The following is a 19,152-nucleotide window of genomic DNA, read 5'->3' as shown; positions in this document are numbered from 1 at the left end:
TATCAGGCAGATGACTCGGCCCGCGCCTCAGCCGCAGCAACGGAGAAGCCCGCGGTGGGGCCGATCACAACGATCGCGGGTGGCCGGATGCCTTCTTCGCGAACGCGGGCGGCGACAGTGCCGAGGTCGGCCCGCAGGACGCGTTGGGTGCGCAGGGTGCCCTCCTGGATCACCGTCGCCGGGGTGTCGGCGGGTCGTCCGCCCTCGATGAGTGCGGTGGCGAATTGTTCGATGCGCTCGACGGCCATCATGAGCACGATCGTGCCGCGCAGGCGGGCCAGCGCGGGCCAGTCGACCAGGGAGTCCGGGTGGTCGGGGGCGACGTGGCCGCTGACCACCACGAATTCATGGGTGACGCCGCGATGGGTCACCGGAATGCCCGCGGCGGCGGGGACCGAAATGGGACTGGTGATACCGGGAACCACGGTCACCGGAATGCCCGCCTCGACGCAGGCCTCGAGCTCCTCGTAACCGCGCCCGAATACATACGGGTCACCGCCCTTGAGCCGCACCACGAATTTGCCCGACTTGGCGCCCTCGATCAGCGCGGAATTGATCGCCTCCTGTGCCATCGCCCGCCCGTACGGAATCTTGGCCGCATCGATCACCTCGACGTCCGGGCCGAGTTCGGCGAGCAGTTCCGGCGGCGCGAGCCGGTCTGCGACAACGAGATTCGCGCGGGCCAGCAGGCGGCGACCGCGCACCGTGATCAGATCCGGATCGCCGGGACCGCCGCCGACCAGCGCGACACCCGGGGTGATCGGCGTCGAATCGTCGTTCACCACACCTGATTGCAGCGCCTCGAGCAATGCGGTGCGCACCGCCGCGGACCGCCGATGCTGCCCACCCGCGAGGACGCCGAGCGTGAGGCCGTCGTAGCGAGCGGTCGCCGGAGTCACGGCCGTGCCCAACCGGGCGACATCGGCGCGCACACAGAAGATCCGTCGCCGAGTGGCCTCCTCGACGACCGCCGCATTGGTCTCGGGTTCATTCGTGCATGCGATCGCATACCAGGCGCCGTCCAGATCGCCGGCGGCGTAGGCACGCAATGTCAGTGTGAGTTGCCCCGATGTAGCCATTCCCTCCACAGCGGGGGTGACTTCGCGACTGATGACGTGCACGTCCGCCCCGGAGGCGATCAATAGCCCGAGCCTGCGCTGCGCCACCGTCCCGCCGCCGACCACGACGACGCGCCGTCCATTGAGATCGAGCCCGACCAGGTAATTCGGATCACTCACGGGACGGTCCGCCGGGTTGGTTTCCGGCTGGTCATCGGCAGGTACTGACGTGTTCGGCACAGTGTTCGAGCCTACGTCCTGCGTGCGCGTCCCCGGCAATCACCCGCCTCGGACGGCCTCCCTATACTTCGGCCCATGAATCGCTGGGGTCGGGCGCCGGTGTCGGCAGTACCGATCGGTTGGGTCGGGACCGGTGCGATCAGCAGGGTGCAGCCATGACGCAGGTAGAGCAACTGCTCGAGGTGGCCTACCAGGAGGCATTGCGCGGCCTGACCGAAGGCGGGATTCCGATCGGCGCGGCGCTGTTCGCGACCGACGGCACCCTGCTCGGACGCGGGCACAACCGTCGGGTGCAGTCCGGTGATCCCAGCGTGCACGCCGAAACCGATGCGTTCCGCAATGCGGGCCGCCGCCGCGACTACGGCTCGACCATCATGGTGACCACCCTGGCGCCGTGCTGGTACTGCAGCGGTCTGGTGCGCCAGTTCGGGATCGGGGCGGTGATCATCGGGGAAGCGCAGACCTTTCACGGCGGGCAGGACTGGCTGGCCGAGCACGGCGTCGCGGTGACCGTGCTCGAGGACCAGCGCTGCATCGACCTGATGACCGAATTCATCGCCGATCAACCGCTGCTCTGGAATGAGGACATCGGCGTGGCGGAGGATTGATCATGCTGTCGGACAAGGGATTTCAGCGGAAGTACGGATAATCCTGCACCCAGTTGAACCCGCGGCCGCGCAGCGGGAAGCTGTTCAGATCGACCTGGCGCAAGGTGATGGTCACCGGCCGACCGTTCAACTGCCCGTTCAGCGTCAGGTGGTCGGGCGCGGGTTGTTCGAAGGTGAAGTCGGCGATCCGATCGGGTGGCGCGTCCGGCCGCTCCGGCGCCGCGGACACCGAGATCTTGTGGGCGGCGGTATCGACAGCGGGGACTGCGGGCACGAGGGTGCCGTCCATCTTCTGGTAAGTCATTCCCGTCACATCGAAAACCACACGCTGCCAACGTGTCTCGTCGGTGGTCAGCGGCGGTACCCGCACACCGTCCTCGGTGAATTCCGATACCGTCCAGATCCCGTACAGCGGCGGCTTCGGACTGCCACCGCCACCTTCGTTCCAGTACTTCAGCCCGGTGTGTACGAAGCCCGATGCCATCCACACACCCAATGCGACTTGCAGTGCGATCGCGATCCAGCGAATTCGGTTGCTACGGAACGGATCCGGCTGTGCAGCGGGTTCGGACGGCCGGTCCAGCACCAGCACGTTCGCCAACCGTCGCGCCTGCGGCGCGAGCAGCACCATGCTCAGCAGCATGAGGTGGAAGGCCAGGATCTTGACCGGGACGTCGAAGGTCATATTGAGCACGAACACCTGCGCCAGGCTCACCAGGCTCAGCATCGCGCCGAGCGTCGCGGTCCTCGGCAGGAACAGCAACAGTCCGCCGAGTACCTCCGCGCAGCCGAGCAGGATCTCGTAAGTGGGTGAACTCCCGACCTGATTCCACAGCACCGAGGCGGGGCTGAACTCACCGTAGGGTTGCAGCAGTTTCGCCAGGGTCGGCTCCGGCATTTGGGTCGGAATCGCCTTCGCGAAACCGTAGAGCAGCATCTGTCCGCCCAGGCATATCCGGATGAAAAGCAGGAACCAGGCCTGTAGCCGCCGATAGTTCGGCCTGCGCCGATCCAGTGCGGTCCAGATGAGGGTCGCCACCGCGGCGGCGATCAGCAGGCAGAAGACGAATGTCCAGATGAAGTATTGATCGCCGCTACCCGAATCCTCGCGCAGCACCACATCGGTATCGAAGAACAGTCGTCCGACCGACTCGATGATCGGACGTAGGGCGCGAAATTCCCAGAGCACCGCATCGTCGGGCAGCGATTCGGCGAACAGCCCGGCGAAGGCGAACGGAATCTGGGTGAACAGCAGGCAGAACAGTCCGAAATAGCCGAAGGAGAACCGAAAAGTGATCCTGGTCAACGGATTCCACCGCGGCGGCGGCTCGGGCGGTATGACGCTGTCTGCTCGATCGAGAACCTCCGTACCGACCGCACTCACACCGATCCCTCCCTCGCACGACTCCACGTCAGCCGACACTATCGGCGCCCAGTCACGGCCCGCTTCCAGGAAAACCCCGATTTCCACCCCATCCATCGGCGTACGCGACTCCGCCGCAAGTATGACCCCCACCCGTTGCAGTGGCTTGTCAATACCGAATATCACCCAGTGAGGGTCGCTCGATTTCTTCGAATTTCTGCGGTAAGCACCGACTAGAACGCGTTACAGTTTCCGCAGGCACATGCGTCAGGAGGACAAAGAATGGCCGACGATCCCGATCCCACCGCCCGACGGCAGCTGACCGTCAGCGCACGGGACCTCGACACCCTTGCCGAGGACCTGTCCCGGTGGCTGGACGGCAAGGTCCACGCGGATCACCCGCCCAAGATTTCGGCGCTGTCGCGGCCGCAAGGGGCGGGGATGTCGAGTCCGACGGTGCTGTTCGATGCCGAATGGAGTGTGGACGGGCGCGTCGACGGCGGTTCGTTCGTGGCCAGGATGACACCGGAGGCCGATTCCTTCCCGGTCTTCGAAAACTATGATCTGGAGCTGCAATACCAGATCATGGCCGGGGTGGCGGCCGCCTCGGCGGTGCCGGTCCCCGAGCTGTGCTGGCTGGAAACCGACGAGAAGCCGCTCGGCACAAAGTTTTTCGTCATGCGACGAATCGAGGGCCGGGTGCCCTCGGACAATCCGCCGTATGTGTTCATCGGCTGGCTCTTCGACGCGAGTCCCGAGCAGCGGGCCGAACTGACCGCGAAGACCGTCGAGGTCATCGCGAAGGTGCACGAAATCCCGGATCCGGCAACGCGATTCCCGATGCTGGCCGGTCCGGGTCAGGCGCTGCGCCGACATGTCGAATGGCACCGCAACTGGTACCGCTGGGCATTGGCCGACGACGGCTATTCGATTCCGCTGATCGAGCGGACCTTCGACTGGCTCGACGCGAACTGGCCCGCCGATCCAGGTCCGGACGTGCTGAGCTGGGGCGATTCGCGACCGGGCAATATTCTGTACGACGGCTTCACCCCGGTCGGTGTACTCGATTGGGAGATGGCCGGACTCGGCCCGCGCGAACTGGATATCGCCTGGGTCATCTTCATTCACCGCTTCTTCCAGGACCTCGCCACCCGCTTCGATCAGCCCGGACTGCCGGACTTCCTGCGGCGCGCGGATGTCGTGGCGAAATACGAAGCGATCACCGGATATACGGTTCGCGATCTCGACTTCTACATCGTGTACGCCGCACTGCGACACGCCATCGTGATGGCCAGGGTCAAGCGCCGGATGATCCACTTCGGCGAGGACACCGACACCCCCGATCGCGACGACTACGTGATGCACCGAGCAAGCCTGGAAGCGCTGCTCGACGGAACCTACGAATGGGATTGACCATGCCTTCCCCCCTTGACGAATACCCCATCCACCAGACCCACCTGTCCATGGCCCGAGTCGCCAGCAGCGACCGGAACTTCTACGACAGAAGCTATTTCAACGGTCACGACCGCGACGGCGGCACCTTCTTCGTCACCGGCGGCGGGGTGTATCCGAACCTCGGGGTGATCGACGCGTACGCCTGCGTGCGGCGCGGTGACATCCAGCGCACGGTCCGCTTCTCCGACGCGCTCGGCGATCGCGGCGTCGAGCTGCAAGTCGGCGGCTACCGAGTCGAGGTGCAGGAACCGCTGCGGCGAATCCGGGTGATCTGCGAGCACGATGACCTCGGCTTCGACCTCACCTGGCACGGATCGTTCCCCGCCGTCGAGGAGCAACCGCATCTGATCCTCAACGGCAACCGTCCGATCATCCAGGCGACCCGGTTCGCGCAGGTCGGCTCGTGGGAGGGGACGCTGCACGTCGACGGCACCGACCTCACCGTCGATCCGGCCGTCTGGATGGGCACCCGGGACCGCTCCTGGGGCATCCGCCCGGTCGGTGAACCCGAGCCACCGGGCCGGGCCGCCGCCGAACCCTCCGGCGGGTTCTGGTGGATGTACGTGCCGCTGCGCTTCGACGATTTCGCCATCGTGCTGATCCTGCAGGAGGAACCCGACGGCAAGCGCACCCTCAACGACGCCGTCCGCATCTTCCCGGACGGTCGCACCGAACAGCTGGGCTGGCCGCGCTATCACATCGAATACCGCTCCGGCACAAGGCATCCCATCGGTGCCCGATTGGAACTGACTACCCCCGACGGTAAACCGCTCGAGGTCGAGGTCCGTACCGTCACCAATATCCCGCTGCACGTCGGCTGCGGGTACGGCGGCGATCCGGACTGGTTGCACGGTCGATGGATGGGGCGCGACTGGTCCTCGAGCAGCAGTTACGACCTCACCGATCCGGCCATCGCGGGACGCATCCCATTCGGGGTCATCGACCATGTCGCACATGCCCGCTGCGGGGAGTCCGAGGGCTGGGGCCTGTTCGAACACGGAAGTCTCGGGCGGCACGATCCGACCGGGTTCGCCGACTGGGGTTCGGTCGCGCCGTAAGGATTTCGGTGGGCACGTACTCGTGCGTGCCCACCGGCAGCCCGTCGCGAAACAGCGCGCGGCCAAGGCCCACAACGGGTTTCAGCTCGCCGGTCGAGCCGATTCGGGACGTTCCAGGTAATCGGTGGGCTTACCGTGGCTGAGAACCGTCATGCACGGCGGGCGCCCGATGCCTGGCACCATGGGCTGGCACCGCCGAAACATCTTGCTGAGCAAAATGATTCGGCGGAAGCTTGGTCTGGTCGCGCACGCGACTGATCGTCCATACCCGTGCCAACGGGTCGGCACCGTCCGAGGGGTCATCATGACAAGTCTTCCCGCATTCCCCGCCGCCGACGAAAGCCCGCTCGACACCTGCATCCGACTACAACAGACAGCCGAGGTGGTCGAAGTGGAATTCCCGGGTGGTGTGCCGGCCTATTTGGCCTTGACGCACAACGCCGTTGCGGAGATCCTCGCCGGTGACAACAAGACCTTCGCCAGGGACCCGAAGCATTGGCCCGCGCTGTACGACGGATCGATCCCGCAGGACTGGCCGCTACGAGCCATCGTCCAGGGCGACCATCTGGCGACGAAGGACGGTGAGGATCACCGTCGGTTGCGTGGGCTGGTCGGGAAGGGGTTCACACCTCGACGGGTGCAGGCGATGGAACCGCGCATCCAAGAAATCATCGACGGACTGCTGGACAGGGTGATCGCGGCCGGTGACGGAGTGGACCTCGTACCCACGTTCACCGACGCACTGCCGATGGCGGTCATCGCCGAATTGTTCGGCGTGCCCGATGCGGACCGGCCACGGCTGCGGAAGTGGACCGCCACGCTGCTGGCGCACACCACCCCACCCGAGGTGGCATTCGCGACCCAGAACGAGCTCGGGGCGTTCCTGCACGAACTGGTGCAGCGCAAACAGCGGGAGCCCGGTGACGATCTGACCTCGGATCTGGTGCAGGCTCGCGATGCCGGCGATCAGCTCACCACCGACGAATTGGTCGGCGTGCTCTGGCTGATGCTGATCGCCGGTCACGAGACCACGGTGCACCTACTCGGCCACGCCGTCGTCGCACTGCATCGCAATCCCGACCAGCTCGCGGTCGCCAAGGCCGAAGACCGTTGGGCGGATGTGGTCGAGGAGACGCTGCGTTATCGCCACTCGGTGATGATGACCACCTACCGGTTCACGCTGACCGATGTGACGATCGCGGGTGTGACCATTCCCAAGGGAAATGCGGTCGGTGTGGCCTATCAGGCGACCGGAATCGATCCGGACAAGTACGGCGAGACCGCGAACCAATTCGACCTCACCCGCGAGCAGACCGGACATCTCGGCTTCGGACACGGACCGCGCTACTGCATCGGCGCACCGCTCGCCCGATTGGAGAGCCGACTCGCCCTCGCCTCGCTCTACCGGCGATTGCCGGATCTGCGGCTCGCCATCGACCCGGACGATATTCCCTACTCGCCGTCGTTCTTCACCGTCGGCCCGTTGTCCCTGCCGATCGAATTGGGAAAGGTGTCCTGACTCTTGTTACGGCAGTGGCGATTTCGGAGTGAGCGCGGCCGCGATCACTATTCCGTCGACGGTCCGCTTGGGAATGACGAGCGGACCGTCGGCGGCCAGGAGCGCGGCCGCCTCGGCGACGCTGGCGGTGCCGAGCGCGTCATCGGTGCGCGATGAGGGGTTCGGCACATCGACCTGTGCGAGTTCGGCCGCCGTGAAGGTGCGGATCGAGACACCCAAGTGATCGGCGGCAGCACGAAGTTCCTCGGCACGCCGGTCGATGGTCGCGAGACAGGAAATGGGCTTGTCGCCCAGTCCTTCTCGCAGTGCATCGAGAATTCGTTCGGTCGATGTGCCCGGTCGAAACCCGAGACCAACCGCCAGTTCGGGTGCACGCGGGTATCCCGCCGGCGCTGCCTTCGCATCGAACGGCGACGCCGCCGGATCGTGCGGATCTGCTCCCCGGTCGAGCTGTTCCGGCGACGAGCCAGTCCATATCGCCGGTGCCGCGGGACCTGACGCAGGCCTGTCAGGCGGTTGCACGGATACGGGCGTAGTCGGCCGCCGCCGCAACGAAACGGCATGTTGCTCTTGGATTTCCGGCGGGGTGGGTGTGCAGGTACGAGGCGTGAACGCGGTGGATGAGAGCGCCCTCGCGAATGCGGTCGCCTGCGGTATGCCAACCCCAGGCGGGAGTTTCGGCGCCGGTGGCGACCAGGCGGGTGCGATGGAATTCGTGGCCGCGCACCCGTTCTCCCGCGCGCCATAGGGCGGAATCGGTCAGTGCCACGGCATCTCGATAGCCGAGGGTCAGGCGGGGGCCGAATTCGGCCGTCGCATCGACTACACCGGCCATCGGATGGCCATCCAGGGACCGGCTGAGGTACAGCAATCCGGCACATTCGGCATGCACCGGAAGGCCCGCCCCGGCCTGCTCGGCAACCTGCGCCAACAGCCGATCATTGGCCGCCAGTGCCGCCGCATGCTCCTCGGGAAACCCGCCGGGCAATACCAAACCGGCTGTCCCCGTGGGAAGTTCATCCCCCATCGGGTCGAAGACCACAACCCGTGCTGCTGCGGCCTCCAGCAACTCGCGATGCTCCGCATACCCGAAGGTGAACGCTGGCCCGCCAGCCATCGCGATCACGGGACCGGGCGCTGCCACGCTTTTCACGGATACCCGATCCTCGGATTCGCGCACCGCGTTTACCGGGTCCCAGGCCGGAGTGGTGATGTTCGAGCGGGCGAGACGGGCGATGGTGGGGAGGTCGACATGGGCGGCTACCAGGTCGGTCATCGCTTCGACGGCGGCGGTCGCGGCGTGGCCGTGCTCGACGGCGGGGATGAGGCCGAGATGGCGGGAGGGGACCTCGAGTTCGGCCATGCGCGGCAGTGATCCGAGCACCGGCAGGCCGACGCGGTCGCAGGCTGCGCGCAGCACTTGGTCGTGGCGTTCGCTGCCGACTCGGTTCAGGATGACGCCGCCGAGGCGGATCGCGCTATCGAAGGTGGCGAAACCGTGCAGGAGGGCGGCGAGGCTCTGACTGTGGCCGCGCGCGTCGACCACCAAAATCACCGGGGCGCCGAGTAATCCGGCGACCTGCGCGGTGGATCCCTCGGCGATCGGTGCGACGTGGTTCTCATCGATGCGGCCGTCGAACAGGCCCATTACGCCCTCGACCACCGCCAGATCACATCCGTCGGCACCGTGACGGTACAGCGGGACAACACGTTCCGCGCCGACCAGCACCGGATCGAGATTGCGACCGGGCCGCCCAGCCGCCAACCCGTGATACCCCGGATCGATATAGTCCGGCCCCACCTTGAACGGCGCCACCCGATGCCCAGCCCGACGCAGCGCCCCGATCAAACCGGTCGCCAACGTCGTCTTCCCACTCCCCGAAGCGGGCGCGGCGATCACCACCGCGGGAACACCACTCAAGGCCGCACACCTTCTCGGAACCTCTCGGGGGAACCCACCAGGAGCGCAAATGTCGCCAAGGGGTGCGGGTCGTGCCGAACCAGCGCGCGGTCGAGTGGCGCGGGGCGGCGACCGGCGAGCGGCACGCGGGGGCAGCCGGGTGTTCGCCGCACCGATGCGCCGCTCGGTGCGGTCACCATTCGATGCCTCGCTGGCCTTTGCGGCCCGCGTCCATGGGGTGTTTGACCTTGGTCATTTCGGTGACGAGGTCGGCGGCATCCAAGAGCGCCGGGGGCGCATCGCGACCGGTGATGACCACATGCTGGTTGCCGGGGCGGTTGCGGAGGATTTCGACGACCTCGTCGACATCGACCCAACCCCACCTGAGCGGGTAGGTGAATTCGTCGAGGACGTAGAAGCGGTGCTGTTCGGCCTGAAGCCTGCGGGCGATCTCGCGCCAACCGGCCAGTGCCGCGGCGGCGTGGTCTTCATCGGTGCCCTGTTTGCGGGTCCACGACCAGCCCTCGCCCATCTTGTGCCATTCGACCGGCCCACCCACACCGGTCTCCTCGTGCAAACGGCCGAGCGTGCGAAAAGCCGCCTCCTCCCCCACTTTCCACTTGGCGCTCTTGACGAACTGGAATACCGCGATATCGAATCCCTGATTCCACGCCCGCAATGCCATCCCGAAGGCAGCCGTCGACTTCCCCTTGCCCGGCCCGGTATGCACCGCGAGCACCGGCAAATTCCGCCGCTGCCGCGTGGTCAGCCCATCATCCGGAACCGTCTCCGGCACACCCTTAGGCATCGAAACTCCTTGATAGCGCATTGATCAGAACGTCCACACCGGCCTGTTGCGCCACGGTCACGCGGCCCGTGACACGCCGGGGCGACCGGATCCGGTGCGGACGATGTCGGCGACCGAATCGCCGGTCAGCTCGGCGAGTTGGAGGTAGCCCGCGCGCAGGGTGCGGGCCAGGTCGGCGGCGAGGCCGAGCCGGATCATGCCGCGTTCACAGTCCACGACAATCGAGGTGATCGCCTCGGCGGCAAGCAGATTCGCGGCGGCGCGGGCGCGGGGCACCGGATCGACGCCGCCGGTGGCGCGGCCGTCGGTGAGCAGGACCAGCATGGGGCGGCGGCGTGGATCGCGGACGCGTTCGCGGTGCACCACCTCGCGTGCCTTCAAAAGCCCTGCGGCGAGCGGGGTTTTACCGCCGGTGCGGATCCCGGACAGGCGTCGTACCGCGATATCCACCGAGGAGGTCGGTGGCAGGACGAGTTCGGCTTCCATGCCACGCACGGTGATCACGGCGACCTTGTCGCGCCGCTGGTAGGCGTCGCGCAGCAAAGCGACGACCGCGCCGGTAACCGCGGAGAGGCGGTCGCGCGCCGCCATGGATCCGGACGCGTCGACCACGAAGACCACCAGATTGCCCTCGCGCCCTTCGCGATACGCGCCGCGCAGATCATCGGCGGCCAACTTCAACGGACCTTCGGCTCGGCCACGGGCGTGCTGGTGCGGTGCGGCGGCGAATACGGTGCCGAGCAGATGCAGACCGCCGGAGGTATCGGTGCTGGATCGCACCGTGCGCCCCTGCCTGGTCTGCGCGCGCGAACGACGGCCCGCCGCGCCCTCACCGATGCCGGGTACTTCCCAACGCGGCGGTGTCACAACCGATTTCGCGGGCGCGCCGATACGACCCTCGCGCGCGGACAGTGACTGCCCGCCGCCCGGCGAATCCGGACCGCCGTCGGGTTCGGGACCGCCTGGTCCGCCATTGCCGGGCCCGCCATCCGGATCATCCTCCGGGCCTTGACCATCCGGGCCGCCATTGCCGGGTCCGCCATCCGAATTGTTCGATGCGCTATCCGTACCGCCATCGGGCCCGGCGGCATCGGCATCGCTGGAGCGACTGTCCAGACCACGCGAACCCCCATCGTCCGAATGACCGTCATCGAGATCCCCGTCCTCCGCCAACTCCGCACGCTCGCTGGACTTTTCCGCTTCCTCCCCCGCCGCACGCATCGCCTCGTCCAGCTGCTCTTCGCTGATCCCCGGCTCATCGAACGGATCCCGCCGCCGACGATGCGGCAATGCCAACTCGGCCGCGACCCGCACATCCGTCTCGGCCACCTCGGCCGCGCCACGCCAAGCCGCATGCGCGGTAGCGGTCCTGGCCACCACCAGATCGGCCCGCATCCCGTCCACATCGAAGGACGCACACAGCGCGGCGATCCGCCGCAGCTCCACGTCATCGAGCGCGACCGATGCGACCCGCTCGCGGGCGGTGAGAATCCGCTCGGCCACCTCCCGATCGGCGGCGGCATAGCGCGCGGCGAATCCGGCCGGGTCCGCCTCGTAGTCCAGCCGACGCCGCACCACCGCCATCCGCACGTCCACATCCCGGGACGCCGCCACATCGACGGTGAGCCCGAACCGGTCGAGCAGCTGCGGCCGCAGCTCACCCTCCTCCGGATTCATGGTTCCGACCAGCACGAACCGTGCCGGATGCGAATGCGAAACCCCATCGCGCTCGATATGCACCCGACCCATCGCGGCGGCATCGAGCAGCACGTCAACCAGGTGGTCGTGCAGCAGATTCACCTCGTCGACATAGAGCACGCCGTGATGCGCGGCCGCCAACAGTCCGGGACGGAAGGCCTGCTCGCCATCGCGCAGCACCCGTCCCAGATCCAAAGAACCAACCACCCGGTCTTCAGTCGCCCCCACCGGCAGCTCCACCAGCCGAGCGGGCCGCGCACCCGTCTCATCGACAATGGGCGGCAGCAATTGCGCGAGCGCGCGCACCACCGTCGATTTCGCGGTCCCCTTCTCCCCGCGCACCAATACGCCACCGATCCCGGGGTGCACCGCACACAGGATCAACGCCAGCTGTAACCGCTCCTGCCCCACCACCGCCGAGAACGGAAAGCCCGCCTCACCATCGGCACCAGGACGCATCCCGGTCAGTGAAGGGACATCCGGCGCGTTTCCGGTACGGGGCAATGACACGCCCCAAACTCTATTCGCGCCGCCGAGCAGCACCCCGCACCACCCCGCCACTCGGCAAGCTCTCGCATGCCCGGATAACTACCTCGCACAAGCCGCACCCTGTGGAGGTAGTTACCGGGTTTGCGAGAGCTCGAAGATCGCGGGTGGTCAGCCCCTGCGCATGGGGAGGTGCATGATGCCGTCTTCTTCGAATTCGTCGCCGTCGGGTTTGAAGCCGAACTTGGCGTACATGTCGACCAGGTAGGTCTGGGCGCTCAGGCGCACGGTCGCCGAACCTGCCTCGGCGAGCGCGGCCTGCACCAGGCGGGTGGTGTACCCGTGCCCGCGCGCCGGAGGCGAGGTGCACAACCGGCCGATGCGGAACGATTTCACACCGTTCTCATGCTCCTCGGTCAACCGCAGCGTCGAGATGACCTCGCCCTCGTCATCGAGCCAGAAATGGCGCGTCTCCGGCAGCAGGTCGAGGCCGTCCAACTCCGGGTACGCGCACTTCTGCTCGACGACAAAGACTTCGACGCGAAGCTTCAACAGCTGATACAGGGTGGCGGTGTCGAGATCGAGCGCCCAGGACCGTTTGAGTGCAACCGTTGACATCATCGAGTCTTGCTATCACAACTACGCGTTCGGCGCGACCGCTGTGTCCAATTTGCGATGTCGCGGGCCCGGCGTGATCAAGCGAGCCACCGCCTCCGGGCCCGTCGCTCACACGGTGTGCTTTGGCGTGTTGTCCGACACACCGTTCAGGTTCAGGGTTTTGGTCGACCAATCCCAGACTTCCTGGAACAGCGCCTGGTTCTCCGAAAGCTTCACGCCCAGCGAGGGCACCATTTCCTTCAGCTTCGGCGACCAGTCGTCGTACTCGCGCGGGAAGCACCGCTGCAACACGTCGATCATGGCGCTCACACAGGTCGACGCGCCGGGCGACGCACCGAGCAGACCAGCGATGGTGCCGTCTTCGGCCGCGATAACCGCCGTGCCGAACTCGAGCACACCGCCCGCACCCTTGCGCCGGATGACCTGCACACGCTGCCCCGCGGTGATCAGCTCCCAATCGTGGCCGTCCGCGCGTGGAATGAACTCCTCCAGCGTGGCCACCTTGCCCGCCTCGGACTTGAGCAGCTCGCTGATCAGGTACTTGGTCAGGCCGAGTTCGGTGACGCCGACGCCGAGCAGGGAGAAGATGTTGTTCGGCTTGACCGACTTGAACAGATCGGTGTTCTTGCCGTCCTTGAGGAACTTCGGCGTCCACCCGGCGTACGGGCCGAACAGCAGGCCGGGACGGCCCTTGATGATCCGAGTGTCCAAGTGCGGCACCGACATCGGCGGCGCGCCGACGGCGGCCTTGCCGTAGACCTTGGCCTCGTGCTTGTAGATCAGATCCGGGTTGGTGCAGCGGATGAACTGACCGCTGATCGGGAAGCCGCCGAAACCCTTGGCCTCCTTGATGCCCGCCTTCTGCAGCAGCGGCAGCGCACCGCCACCGGCGCCGACGAAGACGAATTTGCTGATGAGCGTGCGGGTTTGGCGGGTACGCCGGTTGCGCACCTTCACCAGCCAGGAACCATCGGACTGCTTGGTGAGGTTGCGCACCTCGTGACCGAAGGCCAGATCGACGCCGGTGCGGCCGAGGTAGGCCAGCAGTTCGCTGGTGAGCGAACCGAAGTCGATATCGGTGCCCTCATCGGTCCAGTTGAGCGCGATCGGATCGGAGAAGTCGCGTCCCCTGGCCATCAGCGGCAGTCGCTTGGCGAATTCATCGGGGCTGTCGATGAATTCCATCGTCGAGAAGAGCGGATGCCGCGACAGCGCCTCGTATCGCTTGCGTAGGTAGTCCACATTGTCCGCGCCGTGCACGAAACTGACGTGCGGGATGGGGTTGATGAAGGCGGAGGGGTCGCTGAGGATGCCGTTCTCCACGCCGTAGGACCAGAACTGGCGCGAGACCTGGAAACGCTCGTTGATGTCGATGGCCTTGCTGATATCGACCGAACCGTCCGGATTCTGCGGGCTGTAGTTCAGCTCGCACAGTGCGGAGTGTCCGGTGCCCGCGTTGTTCCACGGATCGCTGCTCTCGGCGGCGGCCGCATCCAGCCGCTCGAACAGGGAGATCGACCATTCCGGCTGCAGCTGCCGAAGCAGTGCGCCGAGAGTGGCACTCATGATGCCGGCACCGATGAGTACTACATCGGTCTTTTCAGTCATGGCAGCGTTCGGCACGGGTAGATCGACTTCCTTGTCCTTCTGCGCACGCCCACCCCCACGGTGGGCCTGCTGGGCACGGGCGCTATGTGGTTGTTGCGAGTCCTGCATGACTCGGCGGGGTGTAGGTTACCCGCCGTTCACCTAGCCCAATTGTGCACCTCACCTGTTCGAAGTCCGGCAACGAACCTACCGAATGTGACATAGATTCCTTCCTGGCTTCGATCTTCGAAACGGCGCTGACGTCGCTTACATTGATCGTTGTGACGAACGAAGCCTCGCTCAGCGTGTCCGATATCACCGCCCCGGCAGCCGAGCGATGGCAGCCCGACGTGCTCGGCGCGGGCTATGAGCAGCGCACTCTGCCGCTCGGTCCGGACCCGGATGGTGAGGGCGAGGCCGTGGCGACGCTCGTTCGCTACACGCCCGACACCGGTGCCGCTGCCACCGAACCCGCGGTGCTTTACGTGCACGGTTTCACCGACTACTTCTTCCAGCAGCATCTGGCCGAACACTTCGCACGGCGCGGGCATCGCTTCTACGCGCTGGATCTGCGCAAGTGCGGTCGTTCGCTGCGCGACGGCCAGACGCCGCACTACGTCACCGACCTCGCGCTCTACGATGCCGAACTGAACGAGTCGCTGCGCATCGTCCAGGAAGAGGCGGGCGATAACGTCCTCCTGGTCGCGCATTCGACCGGCGGACTCATCGTGCCGCTCTGGCTGAATCGGCTCAACAAGACCAACGGCACGGCCGAATCGGGAATCGTCGGTCTGGTGCTCAACAGCCCCTGGTTCGACCTGCAGGGCCCCTCGTACTACCGGAGCATCGGCACCCCGGTGATCAAGATGCTCGGCCGATTCCGGTCGATGTTCGAACTACCCGGCGGCAAGATCAGCTCCTACGGCGACAGCCTGCACCACAGCGTGGCGGGTGAGTGGCATTACAACCTGGATTGGAAGCCGCTGGAAGGCTTCCCGGTCCGGTTCGGCTGGCTGCGTGCGATCCGCAATGGGCACGCCGAGCTGCAGGCAGGTCTTTCGGTCGGCGTGCCCGCTTTGATTCTGCGTTCACGCATCACGAAATTCGCGCGCAAGTACGGTCCGGCCGTCGATGTGGCGGATGCGGTGCTCGATGTGCGCCAGATTCAGCGCTGGTCGGGTTGTCTGGGAGATCGGACCAATATCGTCCCGATCGACGGCGCCCGCCACGATGTCTTCCTGTCCTCGGCCGAACCGCTGGCCAAGGCCTTCGCCGAACTCGACAGCTGGCTGGACTGGCTGACAGTCTTCCGCAAGAAGACCGCCGGATCACCAGAGGCTGGTGCGTAACACGATCTCGGTGGCCAATTCGTGGTCGGCCTCGGTCGCCACATTGTCGACGTCGATCTCCACCACCCGGAATTCGCCGTAGACGTAACGACCGGAGGCATCGGCGACCGAACGCGGCAGATTCTTGGTGACCAGCACGGTGGCGGCGACCTCAACCGGCCGACACGTGGGGTCCGCCACGGTGCCGTCCGCGGCCGGTATCGCGGGATGGCCGCGATCGGCGACGACAAGGCTGATGAACCGGCCGAAACCACCCGCGCAGACCTGCCAGCCCAGCTGCGCGCCCGCACCGCGTCCGGCGACATTCACCCAGGGGATGCCGAGTTCGTCGAGGATGGCGTGCACCCCCGCCGGATCCAGGTCCGCTACCGATTCCACCGCGATGGTGCGCAGGTCCGAGGTGTGCAGACGCGCACACACCTGGTCGTACACGTCGACCGGATCACCGGCGTCGGGCAACAGCAGCACGCTGTGCCGAGACTCCGGGCCGTCGACCCGTACGGTCCATGCCCGGTCACCGACCGTGATCCGCCGAGATTTCACCCGAAATACGGTACACGCCCGAAGACGACTTCTCGGTCCGTAAGGCCGAGCTCGCAGCTCTGGCCCGCGCCTGGCTGGCGTTCCGAGGAATCCGGGCTGATCACAAAGGAGTGCTGCAGACTCCCAGGCCGGAGACGATGGTGGGCAGATCGTTGGGTGCACCGTCGGTGAGCAGGCGTTCTATGTGGGCGATATCGAGATGCTGTTCGAGCAGGTCGGCGAGCAGGTCGAGTTGGGACGAGCGGATCGCGGCTGCCGAAATGTTCTCGGCGACGACGAAACCGTGCCGTCCGGCATGCGCGGCGACCTCGCGGAGCCAGCAACGACGGAATTCATCCGATTCCAGCAGGCCGTGCAGGTGGGTGCCCCAGATCGCCCCACGGGCACTGCCCTCGGCTGTCGGCGAGCTGTCCAGTTCGAGCCACGCCGGATCACCGCTGCGCACCACGCGACCATGGTGAATCTCATAGCCGTGCACGGGAATTCCATAACCTCGCCCCGCGCTGCGCCGCAGCACCTTCGGATCGGCGAATTCGATCTCCAGATCGAGCAGACCCAACCCCGCGACCGTGCCCGCATCCGATTCGACCCGATCGACAATGCGGCTGCCGAGCATCTGATATCCGCCGCAGATGCCGAGTATCGGCCGACCCGCTGCCGCCCTGGCCGTCAGCGCATCGGCAATTCCGGTGCGCCGCAACCACTCCAGATCCGAGACGGTCGCCTTACTGCCCGGCAGCACCACCAGGTCGGCATCGGCCAGCCGAGACGGGTCGCCGACCCAGCGCACCGAGACACCGGGCTCACAGGCCAGCGCTTCGACATCGGTGGAATTGGAGATGCGCGGCAGGCGGATGGCGGCGACCGTGAGCCATTCGGCGCCGATCGGCGGGCTCGGACGGCCGACCGGTGCGTCGGTGACGGTGCCGAGGGAGTCCTCCGCGTCGATCCACAGTTCGTCCGCGTAGGGAATGACACCGAGGGCGGGGCGTCCGGTCAGCTCGGTGAGCCGGTCGAGTCCGGGACGGAGCAGCTCGACATCGCCGCGGAACTTGTTGACAATGAAGCCCGAGATCAGTTGCTGGTCTTCGGGTTCCAGTACCGCAACGGTGCCGAACAGGTGCGCGAGCACACCGCCCCGGTCGATATCGCCGACCACGAGCACCGGTAGTCGCGCCGCCCGGGCGAGACCCATATTCGCCAGATCGGTGGCGCGCAGGTTGATTTCGGCGGGTGAACCGGCGCCCTCGCAGATCACCACATCGAATTCGGCGCGCAGCGAATCCAGTTCGACGGCAACGACTTCGCGCAGATCCCGGCGATGCCGGAAATAGTCACGCGCGCCGACGGTGCCGATTGCCCTGCCGCGCACCACGAGCTGGGAGCGTCGATCGCTGCCGGGTTTGAGCAGGATCGGATTGAACCGCACACTCGGCTCCAGCCCGCACGCCGCCGCCTGCATGGCCTGGGCACGACCGATCTCGCCGCCGTCGAGAGTGACCACCGAATTGTTGGACATGTTCTGCGCCTTGAACGGCGCGACTCGTATCCCCCGCCGAGCCAGCAACCGGCAAAGTCCGGCCACCACCACGCTTTTCCCTGCGTCGGAGGTCGTTCCGGCGATCAGCAACGCGCCCTTCGACGTGCTGGTCACGGTAGCTCCGTCAACAGCGCGAGCTTCGAACTGCGCGGTCCACCCCTCACGGCAAGGTGAGGATTTCGGCGCCTGTTTCGGTCACGACCCAACAGCGCGAGCTTCGAACTGCGCGGTCCACCCCTCACGGCAAGGTGAGAATTTCGGCGCCTGTTTCGGTCACGACCCAACAGCGCGAGCTTCGAACTGCGCGATCCACCCCTCACAGCAAGGTGAGAATTTCGGCGCCTGTTTCGGTCACGACCCAACAGCGCGAGCTTCGAACTGCGCGATCCACCCCTCACGGCAGGGTGAGGATTTCAGCGCCTGTTTCGGTCACGACCAGTGTGTGTTCGAACTGCGCGGTCCACTTGCGGTCCTTGGTGACCACGGTCCAGCCGTCGTCCCAGATCTCGTAGTCGATGCCGCCGAGGTTGATCATCGGCTCGATGGTGAAGGTCATGCCGGGCTCGATGACCGATTCGATCGCGGGCTGGTCGTAGTGCAGGATGACCAGGCCGCTGTGGAAGGTGGGACCGACACCGTGTCCGGTGAAATCGCGCACCACGCCGTAGCCGAAGCGGTTGGCGTAGGACTCGATGACGCGCCCGATCACATTCAGCGCCCGGCCCGGCCGAACCGCCTTGATCGCCCGCATGGTCGCCTCGTGCGTGCGCTCGACCAGCAGTCGTACCTCCTCGTCGACATCACCGGCGAGGAAGGTCTTATTGGTATCGCCGTGCACACCGTCGATATAGGCGGTCACATCGATATTGACGATGTCGCCGTCCTCGATGACCGTCGAGTCCGGAATGCCGTGGCAGATCACCTCGTTCAGCGAGGTGCAGCACGACTTCGGAAAACCCTTGTAGCCCAAGGTCGATGGATAGGCGCCGTGGTCGCACATGAACTCGTGTGCGATCCGGTCCAACTCATCGGTGGTGACACCGGGCGCGACCGCCTTGCCCGCCTCTTCGAGAGCCTGCGCCGCGATCTTGCCCGCGATCCGCATCTTCTCGATGGTCTCGGCCGTCTGCACCCAGGGTTCGCGCCCCTCGTTCACGGTCTTCTTCCACGCATACTCCGGACGCTCGATCGAGCGCGGAACTTCACGGGTGGGCGAGAGCGTGCCGGGAACAAGCGGCTGGCGGGTACGCACTGACATGGAACAAGACTATCCGCACCGGTCAGCGCGCACTGTCCGTGCCCGCGCCGGGAACGCGTGGTCA

16 protein-coding genes are annotated in these 19,152 nt (G+C 66.1%); 5 read left to right on the top strand and 11 right to left on the bottom strand.

The features are described from left to right. Window positions 1–2: 2 nt before the first annotated feature. Window positions 3–1,238, bottom strand: coding sequence for a uroporphyrinogen-III C-methyltransferase (cobA, locus tag ACQP1T_RS11885; RefSeq protein WP_433759993.1), 1,236 nt, complete (start codon window positions 1,236–1,238; stop codon window positions 3–5). Window positions 1,239–1,453: 215 nt separating this feature from the next. On the opposite strand from cobA, the gene ACQP1T_RS11880 reads away from it, so the two are divergent. After that, window positions 1,454–1,906: a nucleoside deaminase gene (locus ACQP1T_RS11880; protein WP_433759992.1), complete on the top strand. Its 453-nt coding sequence runs from the start codon at window positions 1,454–1,456 to the stop codon at window positions 1,904–1,906. 22 nt (window positions 1,907–1,928) lie between these two features. Here the strand turns inward: ACQP1T_RS11880 and ACQP1T_RS11875 are convergent, their stop codons facing one another. Beyond that, window positions 1,929–3,290: a DoxX family protein gene (locus tag ACQP1T_RS11875; protein WP_433759991.1), complete on the bottom strand. Its 1,362-nt coding sequence runs from the start codon at window positions 3,288–3,290 to the stop codon at window positions 1,929–1,931. Window positions 3,291–3,551: 261 nt separating this feature from the next. Here ACQP1T_RS11875 and ACQP1T_RS11870 point away from each other — a divergent pair, with 261 nt between their 5' ends. The 3 genes from ACQP1T_RS11870 to ACQP1T_RS11860 all read left to right on the top strand — a co-directional run bounded on the left by ACQP1T_RS11870 (window position 3,552) and on the right by ACQP1T_RS11860 (window position 7,301). Further along, window positions 3,552–4,682, top strand: a complete 1,131-nt coding sequence (locus ACQP1T_RS11870) for a phosphotransferase family protein (RefSeq protein WP_433759990.1) — start codon at window positions 3,552–3,554, stop codon at window positions 4,680–4,682. Window positions 4,683–4,684: 2 nt separating this feature from the next. Then, entirely contained in the window at window positions 4,685–5,782 is a 1,098-nt protein-coding gene (locus ACQP1T_RS11865; protein WP_433759989.1) for a hypothetical protein, read from the top strand. Window positions 5,783–6,086: 304 nt separating this feature from the next. Further along, complete coding sequence (locus ACQP1T_RS11860) at window positions 6,087–7,301, top strand: cytochrome P450 family protein (RefSeq protein ID WP_433759988.1); 1,215 nt, start codon at window positions 6,087–6,089, stop codon at window positions 7,299–7,301. 6 nt (window positions 7,302–7,307) lie between these two features. Here the strand turns inward: ACQP1T_RS11860 and ACQP1T_RS11855 are convergent, their stop codons facing one another. The 6 genes from ACQP1T_RS11855 to mqo all read right to left on the bottom strand — a co-directional run bounded on the left by ACQP1T_RS11855 (window position 7,308) and on the right by mqo (window position 14,419). Next, on the bottom strand, window positions 7,308–7,823 hold the full coding sequence (locus ACQP1T_RS11855) for a cobalamin biosynthesis protein (RefSeq protein ID WP_433759987.1): 516 nt from the start codon (window positions 7,821–7,823) through the stop codon (window positions 7,308–7,310). Further along, entirely contained in the window at window positions 7,810–9,222 is a 1,413-nt protein-coding gene (locus ACQP1T_RS11850; protein ID WP_433759986.1) for a cobyrinate a,c-diamide synthase, read from the bottom strand. The genes ACQP1T_RS11855 and ACQP1T_RS11850 overlap by 14 nt, the downstream gene beginning before the upstream one ends. A gap of 172 nt (window positions 9,223–9,394) precedes the next feature. Continuing rightward, entirely contained in the window at window positions 9,395–10,009 is a 615-nt protein-coding gene (cobO, locus tag ACQP1T_RS11845; RefSeq protein ID WP_433759985.1) for a cob(I)yrinic acid a,c-diamide adenosyltransferase, read from the bottom strand. Between the two features lie 57 nt (window positions 10,010–10,066). Then, complete coding sequence (locus ACQP1T_RS11840) at window positions 10,067–12,166, bottom strand: VWA domain-containing protein (protein WP_433762151.1); 2,100 nt, start codon at window positions 12,164–12,166, stop codon at window positions 10,067–10,069. A gap of 198 nt (window positions 12,167–12,364) precedes the next feature. Beyond that, complete coding sequence (locus tag ACQP1T_RS11835; RefSeq protein WP_433759984.1) at window positions 12,365–12,814, bottom strand: GNAT family N-acetyltransferase; 450 nt, start codon at window positions 12,812–12,814, stop codon at window positions 12,365–12,367. Between the two features lie 105 nt (window positions 12,815–12,919). Continuing rightward, window positions 12,920–14,419 (bottom strand): malate dehydrogenase (quinone), encoded by a 1,500-nt coding sequence (gene mqo / locus ACQP1T_RS11830; protein ID WP_433759983.1) that lies wholly within the window; start codon window positions 14,417–14,419, stop codon window positions 12,920–12,922. A 260-nt stretch (window positions 14,420–14,679) separates the two neighbouring features. On the opposite strand from mqo, the gene ACQP1T_RS11825 reads away from it, so the two are divergent. Next, entirely contained in the window at window positions 14,680–15,747 is a 1,068-nt protein-coding gene (locus tag ACQP1T_RS11825; RefSeq protein ID WP_433759982.1) for an alpha/beta hydrolase, read from the top strand. Here the strand turns inward: ACQP1T_RS11825 and ACQP1T_RS11820 are convergent. The 3 genes from ACQP1T_RS11820 to map all read right to left on the bottom strand — a co-directional run bounded on the left by ACQP1T_RS11820 (window position 15,727) and on the right by map (window position 19,088). Then, the gene (locus ACQP1T_RS11820; RefSeq protein ID WP_364341598.1) at window positions 15,727–16,290 is read right to left on the bottom strand and encodes an alpha/beta hydrolase; all 564 of its coding nucleotides are present in this window, start codon (window positions 16,288–16,290) and stop codon (window positions 15,727–15,729) included. The genes ACQP1T_RS11825 and ACQP1T_RS11820 overlap by 21 nt on opposite strands. 100 nt (window positions 16,291–16,390) lie before the next feature. Then, window positions 16,391–17,944 (bottom strand): cobyric acid synthase, encoded by a 1,554-nt coding sequence (locus ACQP1T_RS11815; RefSeq protein WP_433759981.1) that lies wholly within the window; start codon window positions 17,942–17,944, stop codon window positions 16,391–16,393. A 280-nt stretch (window positions 17,945–18,224) separates the two neighbouring features. Beyond that, a complete protein-coding gene (gene map, locus ACQP1T_RS11810) occupies window positions 18,225–19,088 on the bottom strand; it encodes a type I methionyl aminopeptidase (protein ID WP_433759980.1) in 864 nt (287 codons plus the stop codon). Between the last annotated feature and the right edge of the window lie 64 nt (window positions 19,089–19,152).

The sequence above is a fragment of the Nocardia sp. CA-135398 genome (assembly GCF_050955845.1).
In the GTDB taxonomy this organism is placed as follows: domain Bacteria; phylum Actinomycetota; class Actinomycetes; order Mycobacteriales; family Mycobacteriaceae; genus Nocardia.
The sequence above is the reverse complement of the archived record's forward strand: the minus strand, read 5'-3'. Positions and strand labels throughout refer to the sequence as shown.

What these genes read in the sequence shown, in the direction of transcription:
- ACQP1T_RS11880 (WP_433759992.1), top strand. Translation starts at nt 1,454, where the DNA reads ATGACGCAGGTAGAGCAACTGCTCGAGGTGGCCTACCAGGAGGCATTG.
- ACQP1T_RS11865 (WP_433759989.1), top strand. Translation starts at nt 4,685, where the DNA reads ATGCCTTCCCCCCTTGACGAATACCCCATCCACCAGACCCACCTGTCC.
- ACQP1T_RS11870 (WP_433759990.1), top strand. Translation starts at nt 3,552, where the DNA reads ATGGCCGACGATCCCGATCCCACCGCCCGACGGCAGCTGACCGTCAGC.
- mqo (WP_433759983.1), bottom strand. Translation starts at nt 14,419, where the DNA reads ATGACTGAAAAGACCGATGTAGTACTCATCGGTGCCGGCATCATGAGT.
- ACQP1T_RS11835 (WP_433759984.1), bottom strand. Translation starts at nt 12,814, where the DNA reads ATGATGTCAACGGTTGCACTCAAACGGTCCTGGGCGCTCGATCTCGAC.
- cobO (WP_433759985.1), bottom strand. Translation starts at nt 10,009, where the DNA reads ATGCCTAAGGGTGTGCCGGAGACGGTTCCGGATGATGGGCTGACCACG.
- map (WP_433759980.1), bottom strand. Translation starts at nt 19,088, where the DNA reads ATGTCAGTGCGTACCCGCCAGCCGCTTGTTCCCGGCACGCTCTCGCCC.
- ACQP1T_RS11840 (WP_433762151.1), bottom strand. Translation starts at nt 12,166, where the DNA reads ATGCGTCCTGGTGCCGATGGTGAGGCGGGCTTTCCGTTCTCGGCGGTG.
- ACQP1T_RS11860 (WP_433759988.1), top strand. Translation starts at nt 6,087, where the DNA reads ATGACAAGTCTTCCCGCATTCCCCGCCGCCGACGAAAGCCCGCTCGAC.